The sequence below is a fragment of the Lentibacillus persicus genome, assembly GCF_900112705.1.
In the GTDB taxonomy this organism is placed as follows: Bacteria; Bacillota; Bacilli; order Bacillales; family Amphibacillaceae; genus Lentibacillus; species Lentibacillus persicus.
This window is the reverse complement of sequence record NZ_FOMR01000016.1, coordinates 1-12,844: the sequence shown is the minus strand read 5'-3', so window position 1 is coordinate 12,844 and position 12,844 is coordinate 1. Positions and strand designations below refer to the sequence as shown.

General features: G+C 44.7%; 14 protein-coding genes and 1 pseudogene. 7 read left to right on the top strand and 8 right to left on the bottom strand.

The window, feature by feature from the left end; translation table 11 throughout:
• Positions 1–26: 26 nt before the first annotated feature.
• Positions 27–857 carry a metallophosphoesterase gene (locus tag BMZ22_RS15845; RefSeq protein ID WP_245745511.1) on the bottom strand — a complete coding sequence of 277 codons (831 nt, stop codon included), beginning with the start codon at positions 855–857 and terminating at the stop codon, positions 27–29.
• A gap of 208 nt (positions 858–1,065) precedes the next feature.
• Here BMZ22_RS15845 and hmpA point away from each other — a divergent pair, with 208 nt between their 5' ends.
• Together hmpA and BMZ22_RS15835 are read left to right on the top strand one after the other, a co-directional pair.
• On the top strand, positions 1,066–2,319 hold the full coding sequence (hmpA, locus tag BMZ22_RS15840; RefSeq protein WP_090087403.1) for an NO-inducible flavohemoprotein: 1,254 nt from the start codon (positions 1,066–1,068) through the stop codon (positions 2,317–2,319).
• A gap of 118 nt (positions 2,320–2,437) precedes the next feature.
• Positions 2,438–2,626: a hypothetical protein gene (locus BMZ22_RS15835; RefSeq protein ID WP_090087401.1), complete on the top strand. Its 189-nt coding sequence runs from the start codon at positions 2,438–2,440 to the stop codon at positions 2,624–2,626.
• A 354-nt stretch (positions 2,627–2,980) separates the two neighbouring features.
• Here the strand turns inward: BMZ22_RS15835 and htpX are convergent, their stop codons facing one another.
• Positions 2,981–3,898, bottom strand: a complete 918-nt coding sequence (gene htpX, locus BMZ22_RS15825; protein ID WP_090087396.1) for a protease HtpX — start codon at positions 3,896–3,898, stop codon at positions 2,981–2,983.
• Positions 3,899–4,050: 152 nt separating this feature from the next.
• Between htpX and BMZ22_RS17025 the strand changes: the two genes are divergently transcribed.
• From BMZ22_RS17025 to BMZ22_RS15810, 3 genes are all read left to right on the top strand, one after another.
• Positions 4,051–4,386 carry a LiaF transmembrane domain-containing protein gene (locus BMZ22_RS17025; RefSeq protein ID WP_090087393.1) on the top strand — a complete coding sequence of 112 codons (336 nt, stop codon included), beginning with the start codon at positions 4,051–4,053 and terminating at the stop codon, positions 4,384–4,386.
• 65 nt (positions 4,387–4,451) lie between these two features.
• Positions 4,452–4,706, top strand: coding sequence for a hypothetical protein (locus BMZ22_RS17495; protein ID WP_090087392.1), 255 nt, complete (start codon positions 4,452–4,454; stop codon positions 4,704–4,706).
• A 213-nt stretch (positions 4,707–4,919) separates the two neighbouring features.
• Positions 4,920–5,828: a DMT family transporter gene (locus BMZ22_RS15810; protein ID WP_090087389.1), complete on the top strand. Its 909-nt coding sequence runs from the start codon at positions 4,920–4,922 to the stop codon at positions 5,826–5,828.
• Positions 5,829–5,849: 21 nt separating this feature from the next.
• Here the strand turns inward: BMZ22_RS15810 and BMZ22_RS15805 are convergent, their stop codons facing one another.
• From BMZ22_RS15805 to BMZ22_RS15795, 4 genes are all read right to left on the bottom strand, one after another.
• A complete protein-coding gene (locus BMZ22_RS15805) occupies positions 5,850–7,766 on the bottom strand; it encodes a vWA domain-containing protein (RefSeq protein WP_090087386.1) in 1,917 nt (638 codons plus the stop codon).
• 61 nt (positions 7,767–7,827) lie between these two features.
• Positions 7,828–8,709, bottom strand: a complete 882-nt coding sequence (locus BMZ22_RS15800) for an ATP-binding protein (protein WP_090087384.1) — start codon at positions 8,707–8,709, stop codon at positions 7,828–7,830.
• A 33-nt stretch (positions 8,710–8,742) separates the two neighbouring features.
• Positions 8,743–9,009, bottom strand: coding sequence for a hypothetical protein (locus BMZ22_RS16815; RefSeq protein ID WP_143069995.1), 267 nt, complete (start codon positions 9,007–9,009; stop codon positions 8,743–8,745).
• A 45-nt stretch (positions 9,010–9,054) separates the two neighbouring features.
• Positions 9,055–10,404, bottom strand: coding sequence for an alanine/glycine:cation symporter family protein (locus BMZ22_RS15795; protein WP_090087381.1), 1,350 nt, complete (start codon positions 10,402–10,404; stop codon positions 9,055–9,057).
• 141 nt (positions 10,405–10,545) lie between these two features.
• Between BMZ22_RS15795 and BMZ22_RS17015 the strand changes: the two genes are divergently transcribed.
• Positions 10,546–10,707 (top strand): hypothetical protein, encoded by a 162-nt coding sequence (locus tag BMZ22_RS17015; protein WP_177183473.1) that lies wholly within the window; start codon positions 10,546–10,548, stop codon positions 10,705–10,707.
• Positions 10,708–10,787: 80 nt separating this feature from the next.
• On the opposite strand, the pseudogene BMZ22_RS17490 reads toward BMZ22_RS17015, so the two are convergent.
• A pseudogene (locus BMZ22_RS17490) lies at positions 10,788–11,299 on the bottom strand (GNAT family N-acetyltransferase); the annotation flags it as partial.
• A gap of 76 nt (positions 11,300–11,375) precedes the next feature.
• Positions 11,376–11,552, bottom strand: a complete 177-nt coding sequence (locus BMZ22_RS15780) for a GNAT family protein (protein WP_177183472.1) — start codon at positions 11,550–11,552, stop codon at positions 11,376–11,378.
• A gap of 171 nt (positions 11,553–11,723) precedes the next feature.
• Here BMZ22_RS15780 and BMZ22_RS15775 point away from each other — a divergent pair, with 171 nt between their 5' ends.
• On the top strand, positions 11,724–12,737 hold the full coding sequence (locus BMZ22_RS15775; protein ID WP_090087377.1) for a proline dehydrogenase family protein: 1,014 nt from the start codon (positions 11,724–11,726) through the stop codon (positions 12,735–12,737).
• The last annotated feature ends 107 nt before the right edge of the window (positions 12,738–12,844 follow it).

Here is a 12,844-nt window from a genome sequence, read left to right as displayed (position 1 = left end):
GGTTGCCCATTTGTTTGCCTCATCGTTTACTGCGCGGACGTGTTTTCAATTGTAATCAAACTGATCTGGCTTTTGTTTAAAAACCGTATCGGAAGTCTAGTCGTTCCCACGCCGCTGTCAATATAGAGATGTCTGTTCGAACTTAGTTTATATGTTCCTTTGTCATATTTTGGGAAATATCCCTGACCGGGTGCAATCAGGGCGCCGATCAATGGAAATCTAATCTGACCGCCATGAGTATGGCCGCTTAAAATAAGGTCAGCAGGTATTGGCTCATCCTTCATTATAACCCCTGGGGCATGTGATAAGAGAACAGTGTAATTGTGGTTGCTGATATTTTTAAAAGTTTCAGTGACATTGTCATGTTCTGTCGAAGAATCGTTAACACCGGCCAGCGTGATGGTGGCTTTTTCGTGTATGACGCTTGTGTTTTCGTTGTCCAATAGTGTAATGCCGCGTTCACGCAGTCCTTTTAAAAATTGCGCTGTCATGCCGTTTTCCCATTCATGATTACCGCATACAAAATAGACGTGCTGGTTGATGGCTGTTAAACGTTCAACCAGCGAATAGACATGGTTGAACCACACCGTTGATTTATCAATCAAGTCACCCGTCAGAACGATTATATCAGCATTGGCCTGTTGGACCGTGTTTATAAGCTGTTCATTGTCCCTGCCAAATACATGGTCATGAATGTCACTCATCTGGAGCATGGTAAAACGCGAACGAGGCGGGATTTTCGCACTGTTGAAGACAACTTTTTTCACTTTGAAATCATGCGTATCAAACCGTATTTTCATCAAACCAGCTAACAATAACACTAAAAAGGTTAAAGCAGCATACAACTTTTTCATCATCCATCATCTCCAGGTCAACTAAGTCATCTCAGTTTAGCACGATTCATTCTATCCAGGCAACGTGGGGAAGAAAGGGGTCTGACCCTCGTTTCAATCTTTCACAAAATTGACACAGGAAGGTGTGATGCAGGTCACACCTGAGTGACGTTTTCACGCTTAACATAGTGTTTACAGGAAAAATATTATTACTTAGCTGGAGGGGACTTCATTGAGTCTAGATACAGAAAAACTCGAAATTGTTAAATCAACAGCGCCAGTTTTAAAGGAACACAGTTCTGAAATAGGCAAGCATTTTTATGAATTGCTTTTTACAAAGGTACCGGAACTGCGTAACGTATTTAACCAGACGAACCAGAAGCGGGGACTGCAGCAGGAAGCGCTTGTTTATTCGGTGTATGCTGCAGGTGAGAACATTGACAGTCTGGAAAATATCAATCAGCTTGTCGAACGAATCGCTGAAAAACACGTCTCACTCGGTGTGAAGCCTGAGCAATATCCAGTGGTCGGCGAAGTCTTGCTCAAAGCGGTCCAGGATGTGCTGGGAAATGCCGCAACCGATGAGGTAATTGAGGCATGGGGCGCTGCATATGATTATATTGCGAATTTGTTTATTGAAATTGAACAGAAAAAATATAACGAAACTGAACAACAGGAAGGCGGCTGGACAGGCTTTCGTGAATTTGTTGTTGATAAAAAAATTCAGGAAACAAGCGACGTTGTGTCATTCTGCCTGAAGCCTGCAGATGGCAAGCCACTTCCACCATTTAAAGCGGGGCAATATTTGACCATTAAAGCTGATATCGATGGTGAGCCACATACGCATATGCGGCAGTACAGTCTTTCCGGACCATCCGGCAAGGATTATTATAAAATCAGTGTCAAGCATGAAAAAGGCCGTGGGGATTTGCCTGATGGCATTGTTTCCAGTTACTTGCACGAACGTGTTGCAGAAGGCGATACCTTAGAATTTTCTGCTCCTGCCGGTGACTTTACAATCGAAAGTGAGAAAAGCCCGGTTGTATTGCTCAGTGGAGGGATCGGTATCACACCGGTCATGAGCATGCTGGAAACACTTGCTGAAAAGGAATCCGACCGCCCGGTAACATTTATTCATGCCACACAAAACAGTTCATCCCATGCTATGAAAAAGCGGGTCGAACAGGTTGCTGCAGGGCATTCAAATATAGCGTCGTTTGTCTGCTACGACAGCCCAAGCGATGGTGACCGGGCAACTCGGAACTATGATAAGGAAGGCTTTGTTGATTTGCCCTGGCTTCAATCAATCTTATCGGAGGACACCAAAGCTGATTTCTATTGCTGCGGGCCTGCGCCATTTATGAAAGCTGTCGACAAAGGGCTTAAAGAATGGGGCGTTCCCAATGCGAACCGTCATTATGAGTTGTTTAACCCGGTAAGTATTTTGAATCAGAAAGACGAGAAAGAAGCGGAAGCGGTAATGTAATTGGCATAACAATAACACTGTTAGCAATAGTAACAAATCCGGACTCAAAGATAGAACGAATGGCATTAAAAAATCTTTATCGCGCAGACTAAAATAAAATCGCAATGGAGGTTTTTTAATGAAGAAAGATAATCAGATTAATGCAGAATCAATTAAAGAACAGAGCCGCCGTTCAGGGTTGTCATATAACGAGGCAAAGGAATATATTGCCCGGACAACAGGCGGGCACGGGACGAATATATACAGCAACACGGACCTAGAAGCAGTGAAAAGAAAAAATCAGAAATCGGAAGACAATAAATCATAGAACTGCCGCCGAACTACTTCAACTCGAGCGGGGAAGGGCCGAACTCGTGCGGGGAGATCAGAAACTCGAGCGGGGAAGGGCTGAACTCGTGCGGGGGGAGCGGAAACTCGAGCGGGAGAGGGCCGAACTCGTGCGAGAAGAGCAGAAACTCGTGCGGGGAGGGGCTGAACTCGTGCGAGGAGAACAGAAACTCGAGCGGGGGAGTGCGGAAGCAGCACCAACTCGTGCAGCCCGGTGGAAAAATGCTTTTACACTATAGCGCCACTGCCCTCGCGCCCGTTGACAGTTCGGTTTTCTCCCGCACGAATAAAAAACGCCATGCGCCCAAGTAAGGCTGCATGGCATTTTTCTGTTTTAACCGCGTTCCAGCCGTTCGATACGTTCGTCAATCGGCGGGTGCGATGAGAAAAGTGAGACCACTTTGCTTTTTTGATTTATTTTCATCGTTTGAATCGCTGCATCATCGGTCTGGTCTTTCATTTGAGCCAGTCCAGTGTTATTTTTCAGCGAACGCAACGCATATGCCATTTTGTCACGTCCGGCCAGGTCTGCTCCACCGCGGTCAGCACGGTATTCGCGGTATCGTGAGAAGGCGCTGACAACGATGCTGCCAAGGATGGAAAACAGAATTTGAAAAATGATAATCGAAGCAATATGCACCACCGTCTGCAATTCTGAACGCACGAGACGCGAGACGATAATAGCGGCAATCCTTGATAAGAATACAACAAATGTATTGACGATTCCTTGCAGCAGCGTCATCGTTACCATATCACCATTGGCCACGTGGGCAACTTCATGGGCGATGACACCTTCAACCGCGTCGTCATCCATTTGCTGCAATAAGCCGCTTGATACAGCAACAAGCGATCGCTTTTTAGTAGGTCCTGTTGCAAAAGCGTTCACTTCACGGGACTGGTAAATACCGACCTCTGGCATATGCATAAGTCCCGCGGCCCGTGCCAGCCGGTGAACTTTTTCAACGATAGCACGCTCCTGTGCCGACAACTTGCCATCGGGATCCAAAACTTTGACCCGCATCATTTTCTTGGCAACAATCCGGGAGATCGCAAGCGAAATAAACGAACCAATAAAGCCGACAAGTAAACTGAACACCATGATCGATCCGTAGTTAATACCGGCAAGCCCTTCGCCGCCATTGGTAAATGAGCCGCTCAAGTCGGTGAATGATATAATGATTGACCAAACGATAACGATTGTGGTCAATACAAGAATATTTGTCAGTAAAAATAGAAATAGCCGTTTAGCCATTTGGTTCCTCCTCAATTTTATATCTATACGATAATTATAGCACGATTGCTGAATAAAAGAGAAACGCTGCATATAATGTGTTATGACATGAAACTTTTTGTTAAGCAGTGCGTAATAATGTTAGCAATTATCAGAAATGACGGAGGGGTTTTATGACTGGAAGAGTTTGGACAGGTGTGTTTTTCCTTTTGTTTGGTGCCGGATTTCTGTTGCATCAAGCTGAAATTATTGATTTCCCGGAGTTATTGTCGGTTTCATGGCCGCTTATTTTAATGATTATTGGTGTCGTTCAATTGCTCAATCGCACACATTCTACTGCTGTCTCAGGTCTTTTGTTTTTATTGATCGGGGGGATATTTTCAGCAAATCAGTGGCTCGATTTAAATTTAACGCCTTATCTATGGCCCCTCATTTCATATTTATTGGTGCTGTTATCATTTTCACCCGAGGAAAACATGAAAAGGCGTCGCACACGGGCGAGCGTTTAAACACTTTTGTGCTGTTTTCTGGCGCTGAGATAAAGAGTCAGTCGAAGAACTTTCAAGGTGGAAGTGTGACGACGGTTTTCGGCGGTGCTGAAATTGATCTACGTGATGTGTTTGTAGGAGAGGGCGCGTCACTTGATTTAGCCTCTATCCTGGGAGGCGCAAACATTAGAGTGCCGGAAGATGTTCAGGTGGAAATATCCGGAAGTCCCATTCTTGGCGGGTGGGAAAATAAAACAAAGGTTCATGAAAAGCATTCGGATCTTCCCGTGTTAAAAATTAATTGTATGACGATTCTCGGCGGTGCAGAGATTCAGAATTAAGCCTTGGGGATGTGAAATTTTGACGTACAATTTTTAACAATCGATAATCTTCACGTGGATCCGATAGCACGTGGGGGTTATTTTTTATTTGGCCAGGTGTTTTATAACGTTTATTTTAAACACGGCTTTTTTCAAGATGCCTCACAGGAAAATATTAGTTTATCCTGTTATCATAGTAAAATATATGGTTTAAAAAATCGGGGGAATAGGTTCATGGCTCGAATTTATATATTATTGTTATTAGTTATGCTGATGTGGGGTCTGAATGTTTCAGCGATTAAAGTGCTTGTCGATGCCATTGATCCGATTCTGTTAACCGGATTTCGGGTCATGACAGCAGGGGTTGGTGTATTGACAGCATGTGCGGTTATGGGATTATTCCGTCTGCCGCGTAAAAATGAATGGCAGGTTATTTCCTACATAGCGATTTTTAATGTTGTCCTGCATCACTCATTTGTGGCGATTGGTCTTGATTTAACGAGCGGCATCAACGGTTCTTTGATATTGGGGATGAACCCGCTTATCACAGCGATGATGGCTTATTTGATTTTACGGCAGCGGATGACATGGGTGCGTGTTTTAGGATTTGTGCTCGGTTTTGTTGGCGTCGTCATAACAACCATGATGGGGACAGGTGAATTGTCCAGCGTTTCACTCGGTGACATGATTGTCTTTTTAGGCGTTTTGGTGCAAGGGTTCAGTTTCGTCCTGATCAGCAAACTGAATCCGACATTGGACCCAAGACTGGCGACTGGATATATGCTTGTCATAGGGGCAGCGGCAATCTTGCTTACAAGTCAGGTGTTTGGTGCAGACGTTCAGGAGATAACGCGTCTGATTGACTGGCAACTGGGTGGAGCTTTCTTGTTCAGTGCTCTGCTCGCGACAGCATTCGGGCATATGACGTATAATTATGCGATAAAAAAAGCAGGACCCGCCGAAACCGCAATCTTTCTAAATCTCAACACATTATTTGCCGTCCTTGGATCATCGATATTTCTCAACGAAACGATCACGCTGAATCATATGCTCGGATTTCTCCTCATATTATGCGGGGTGTTTTTGGGAACCGGAGCCTTGGAATACATGCTGCTGAAACGACGAGAAAGAACCCGCTATTGAAATCCAGGGCCTTGTCCCACATCAAACGACTTTCAACAGCAATTTTTTGAGGAGCGGGGCGAAATGGTCAGGCAAGTCGGCGACGCTTGGTACCATAATGCGTTCGCGTCCGTATATATTGCGCATGAGTTCGTCATCTTGTTCGCTGATTTCGCCTTCAGCCAGGAATAAGCCGACAACGTCAATGCCTTTTTTTCGCGTTTCGGAGACGGCCATATTCGTATCAAGGATGCCATTTTCAGTGTAATTGGAAGCAGCCGGTTCACCGTCAGAGAAAACGAGCAGGAAGCGGTTTTTGTCGCTTCGGGCTTCCAATTCTTCAGCGGCAACACGAATACTATAGCCGTCACGGTTGTCTTCCTGGGCTTCCAGCTGCATAATGTTTGCGCCATTGTTTGCATAAAGCGAATGATTGAATGAATGGATCTTATGAAAATAATTGGGCTGAACGTGCTCTTTGACACCCGTTGCTTCTTCCCAGAATCCAATGATGGTATGCGGAATCTTAAGTCTTTTCAATACTTCATGAAACAAAACGACGCCTTTTTTCGTTTCTTCCATTTTGTTCATCATTGAAGCGGAACAATCCACCAGCAGCGTGAAGGAAGCATCCATTTCGTTTGATTCGTCATCTTTCTTGTAAAAAAGGCGCGGATAATCCTCAGTCACAGCCGGGATTAGATTTTTGGAGAGCCGGCCTGTGCTCAAATTGCCGCGGGGCATCTGCCGCTTATGTTCGAGCATTTTTTCAATTGTATTTGACAACCGACGCTGATACGGCGCAATTTCTTCTGCATATTGCCGGTAGAGCGCCTCATCCTCTGCAGATGGTTTTTCGGCGTTTTTGAAGATTTTTTTGGCATGCCGATTTTCCCTTCCGTAGATGCCGCTGCTCGCTTCCTCACTCTGTGTTGACTGGCTTTTTTCCATCGCTTGCATGTCGGAATAGTCATTTTGCTCGCTTTCACCGGATGCACCTTGTATGGAAGCAAGCGCCTGGTCACCTTCTTCTGTTTCACGTGCACCTTCACCCAACAGACTGGAGCTCGTACCCTGTTCCAATTCAAACTGCATAAAATTTTGGTTTCGGTCGGCGTTTTCATTTTCGCTGTGCCAGCTGGAAAATTGCTCATCGAACGTGTTGCTGTTTTCTTCACTGACGTCTTCTTGGGCGCTGTCGTTCGCGAGCGGATCAGTGCGTGTTAATGCATCAAACACATTTTTTTCCGTGTAGGTGGATAGGTTTGAAATCGGGAAAATAAAATAATCATTTGTCATATCCTTATAGACCGGTTCCAGCCGGTAAACAACTTTTTCGGTTATCCGGGCGATGTCACGTGTGCGTTTTGCTTCAAAAAGTTCAAATAAAATAGGCTGGAGTTTTTCGAGTTGTACTACTTGTTTGCTGTTGGCATTCGGGAATGAAGGATCCGGCGTTTCGGATTGCACCAGCAAATATATCAGGCAATAGAGCTCATCGAGTAAATAGCTTCGCGTGACATTTGCTTGCAGCTGCTGATTAAAGTACTGTTTTAAATAACTTCGGCGGATGGAAAATAAGTCTGCTGTACCGGGGCGTTCTTTTTTTATAATTTCTTCAAGCCTGATATCTTCAAACAGTGTAAAGAGCTGATCCGCAAACGTTTGGATTGGTGACTCGGAAATGTTTTTTTCAAAAGCCTGCATAGCAGGGATGTCAGAATGATGTAACGTACCGATTGTCCGAAGCAAAATATCGGTTTTGAAGCCTGCTTTGCGCGCAATGGTATTCCCAATTCCCCAGTTGGCACTTGCGGTCATCTTGAAATGGTCTTTATCAATTGTTGACCCGTAAGCGTAATCAAATTTCAACTCAGGAAGACCCGACAACACCGCGGTCAAATCCTGCAGCTGCAAATAAAGCCCCGTATCAATATCATTTTCTCGAAAACGAAACATATAAATTCTCCTATCCAGAGGGGGAAAAGGGGGTCAGACCCCGTTTATCCACAGACCCCGTTTATCCAAATAGTGTTTCGGCGATGGTTATGACGAGTTCTTTTTCTCTGTCTTCGTCGAGTTTGTCGGCGATTGCGCGTTGGATCGCCCGTTTTGGTGGGATCATCGCGCTTAAATCGCATGCATCAAGAAGGGCTCTGATGGAGGCTGCGTCTTCTGCAAGTTTGCCTTGGGCTACTGCCTGAATCAGATCTTCTGAAAGGCGCACAAATAAATCGATCGTACGTTCATCTCCCAGACGGCTGGTTTCCTGAATAAGCTGATTCAGCTGCTCGCCCTGCAAGTAAGGTATATCGATGACGACAAAACGGTTTTTCAGTGCCTCATTGAGCGGCACGGTGCCGACATAGCCTTCGTTAATGGCAGCCACAACGCCAAAACCATCAGCCGCCGTGATAATCTCTTCTGTGAATGGGTTCGTAATCGTCCGTCGATAATCAAGCACACCATTGATGAGCGGCAGTGTTTCCGGCTTAGCCATGTTAATTTCATCAATATAAAGAAAGGTCCCGTTTTTCATAGCGTTGGTCACCGGGCCTGGGACAAAATCAATCATTTGCCGACCGTCTTCATAATCGAGTGTTTTAAACCCCATCAAACTTTCGGCATCCAAATCAACCGAACAGTTCACACTGAACATCGGCTGGTTGAACACGTTTGAAAGTGTTTCGGCGAAGCGTGTTTTCCCCGATCCGGTTGGTCCTTTCAGCAGAACGTTTTTGCCCATGCTTAATGCGATGATAGCGTCATGAAGCAGCGCCTCATCCGGCGGGACATAACCGCCTTCCCGGATAAGATCGGTGAATTCATGACTGTTTTCGGTATATGGTTTATTTTCGATTAAATTTTTTAGTGTTCCAGGTAGATCGTTGTATTGTGTCATTGGGACGGGCTCCTTTCTCCATCCATTGTAACTTTAATCTGATGGCTGACCAAGCGTTTTGGCATGGAGGTGTGTGTCTGGTTTGGTACGAAGGCGCGCGCCGGCTTGTTGAACCGGGTGATGCTGGTGAATCACGCGTGATTCCTTTGTATATCGGTTGATCCTGGTTCGGTATCGCGTGCTCTTCTCCCAAAGTCGATTGGTGCTGCCATGATTTCGCGTGATGCTCCACGATTTCGCGTGATACCACCTCATTTTCGATTGGTCCGGGTGGCAGCCGCGCTTAACATTGATGATCATAAAAAAACGTCCCGCTCGTTAGTGAGCGGAACGTCGTCAGCCAATTCAAGCTGCTTCTTTTTTCTCCTTTTCGCGTATTGAATTAAATCGTTTCGTTTCTTTGACGACAACACCTGATAAGAAGAGAAGCCCGATCAAGTTCGGCACAGCCATTAAGCCGTTGAAAATATCACCGAAATTCCAGACAATTTCCAGTGATAATGTAGCGCCGGGCACGATAGCCAGAACAAAAATAATTCGGTAAAGCAAGGTGAAATTATCGCCAAATAGGTAGGTAAAGCATTTTTCGCCAAAATAGCCCCAGCCTACAATCGTTGAGAAAATAAATGTCAGCAGGGTCACTGCCACGATAATGTCACCATAGCCCGGCAGTAATAATTCAAATGACTGCGCGGTGAGTGCCGCTCCTTCTATACCGCTTCCGTAAAGGTTTGCCATTGTCAGCGTGAGACCTGTAATCGTACAGACGATAATCGTGTCAATAAATACTTGTGTCATTGATATTAAAGCTTGGCGTGCGGGTACGTCTGTACGGGCAGCTGCAGCAGCAATTCCACCTGTACCCAAACCTGCTTCATTGGAAAACAGCCCGCGTGCGACACCCATTCGGATAACGGTACCAATTGTACCGCCAGCGGCTGCCTCACCTGTAAAAGCATCGGAAAATATTAAACTGAATGCACTTGGCACCGCATCAATATTAAGGAAAATTATGATGAAGCCGGCTATCAGATAAAAAACAACCATAACCGGTACGAGAACGCTTACTGTCCGTCCAATTGTTTTAACACCACCGATAATCACGAGCCCGACAAGAATCGCAAAGACTACACCGGTTAACCAGAGCGGGGTGTTAAATACATCGTTGGCAACATCGGATGCAGCGTTCGCCTGGATCATGTTACCGATGCCAAAGATAGCAGCAAAGACTGCAAAAAAGGCGAACAATAACCCAAGCCATTTCTGGCCCAGTCCTTTTTCAATATAATACATCGGCCCGCCGGACATTTCGCCTTTGGCATTGGTCTGCCGGTATTTAACGCCTAGAATACCCTCGGAATATTTTGTGGCCATACCGACGAGTGCAGTGATCCACATCCAAAAGACAGCTCCCGGTCCACCGGCGACAACAGCTGTTGCTACCCCAACGACGTTTCCTGTCCCAACTGTCGCAGCCAGCGCTGTCATAAGCGCCTGGAAATGCGATATGTCACCTGTGGATTTTCCATCATGTTTTTTAAACGTAATGCTTAATGCATACGGCAGCATTCGAAACGAGAAAAATGCTAATCGGATCGTTAAGTAGAGCCCTGTCCCCACTAAAAGGATAATAAGCGGCAGTCCCCATATGTAGCCGCTGATTTGGCCGCTTATAGTTGTAAGCCATTCGATCATTTCTTTTCCCCCTTAGTCATCATATAGGGGAAAGGTATAGGAATATTAAAAAAATGTCAATATTCCTGACAAATCGTCTGGTATGAAGCAGGCATATTTTAAAAGATTGCGGAAAACTTAAAAAGGAAGGAGGGAATCTTTATGTCAGAGGAAAATAAAAACCGTAACAAAGATAAAAACACGCAAAATAATAAAAACAGATTTGTCAAACAGAAGCCTGATGCCGATGATGTGGAATTGGCCGAGGACCGGGAGTTTCTTAATCTTGAGAACAAACGGAATAAGCGGCATAGAAAGAAGTGACAAATCAGGCGGGCAATTGCTTTTCAAATCAGGTTAAAAGGACCAGAACGCTTCCGTGCGTTCTGGTCCTTTTGCTGTTCTCATTTTTTGTTTTGTTGCATTTCCCAATAATCCTGCTGGAAAACGCCCATCATAATGCCATCGATATATTCGCCATTGACGAAAAAGTGTTCTTTTAATTTGCCTTCAGTCTGAAAACCCACTTTTTCATATACATACCCTGCTTTTTCGTTCGTGTTTGCTACAATTAAATAAAGTTTATCCCGCATGTAACTGGCAGTAATCTTCCAAAGAACGGAAGATACTGCCAGTAAATGTCCGATTCGGCTCAACTATCAATCAGTGAAGAAGAACGCTTCACTGTTTGGAGTTTCGCTTTATGAAGATTAAGCACGGAAAACGCATACTCCATTGCTAATACAGTTCCCGGTGCTGCATAACCATTGCCTTGGTGGAGGGGATCAATTATAATAGCAAACTCTGCGTTTCGGTGTCGATTTTCAATATCATACAGGCTCACGAAACCGAGTTTTTCCTCATTGCTATTTGTCAGCATGAATTCCCGGTTATCTTGGTTGTCTTTATTTTTATCCCGCATGTAACTGGCAGTAATCTTCCAAAGAACGGAAGACACTGCCAGTAAATGCCCGATTCGGTTCAACTAACAATCAGTGGGCACCCCCCACTGATTGAAGTTTCACTTTATCAAAACTCTCTTTCAGATGCTCCATCGACATATAGGATTCACTGAACCAATAGCTCATGATGTCCGGGCTGTTAAAGAGTTTGTGCAGGAATGTTAAATCATCCTTCTCCAATGTACGTAGTTTTAAATTGTTTGTCATGTTATATTGCCCCTTTTGCGTTAAATTTTGCTAATTGCTGTTCGGTTGAGTATAGAGATAAAATTGCCATTTTATTTTTAACTTCAGTTTATAGTATAATAGAGTTATAGTTAAGATGCATCAAGCGGCTCTGACTCACATGCTGCAATATAAGTCGAGGGAGTTTTTGTGATGACGAACATGACACGGGATTTTTTTATTGGTTTATCTAATAACCGGTTTTTGAACAATCAGGCGAAAAAGTGGGGTTTTTCACTTGGGGCTGATAAATTTGTTGCCGGAACTTCGGTGGAGAGCGTGCTGCAAGAGGTTAAAAAACTGAATGAACTTGGCATAAGCTGCACGCTGGATAATCTCGGTGAATTTGTAACGGATAAAACAGAAGCTTTACAAGCAAGGGACAAAATCATTTCGCTTCTTCAATCAATCCATGAAGAAGATGCTGATTGCCACTTATCAGTCAAGCTAACCCAGCTCGGTCTCGATATAGAGAAGGACTTTTGTATTGAAAATATGAAAGCGATTTTACAAACAGCGAGCGCATATAATATTTTTGTCAATATCGATATGGAGGATTATTCACATTATGAGCAGACGCTTGAGGTTCTGAGGGTTTTGCTTCAGGATTATGACAATGTGGGGACTGTCATTCAGACTTACCTATACCGGGCAGAAGACGATTTGGAAGCGTTAAAAGACGTGCGCATCAGACTCGTAAAGGGCGCTTATAAAGAAAGTGAAGAGGTGGCTTATCCGAATAAGCAGGCTATTGACGAAAACTTTTTGAAGCTTGCCAAACAACGACTTCTGGGTAACGCATTCACGTCAATTGGCACGCATGACCATCATATTATTAATGAATTGAAAGCGTTTGCCGAAGAAAATAATATTGATGACGCTAAATATGAGTTCCAGATGCTTTACGGCTTCCGGAATGACTTGCAAAATAAATTGGCACAAGAAGGGTATAACTTCTGTACTTATATTCCGTTCGGGAGTGATTGGTTCGGCTATTTTATGCGGCGCCTGGCTGAGCGTCCGCAAAATGTTAATCTCGTTCTGAAAGATAAATTTTACGACGAAGATAATCGGCTAAAAAAAGGTCCTGTTATGGCCGGCGGGGCAGTCATTTCTGCTTTGGCGTTGTGGCGTGTGAAAGCGAATAAAACTAAGAAGAATAATTAATTGTTATGAAATGGGATTGGGCCGCGGATTTATCCCCGCGGCCCAACCCGTAACTCGAGCGACAGCGCCCGTAACTCGAGCGACAGGGCCCGCAACTCGAGCGACAG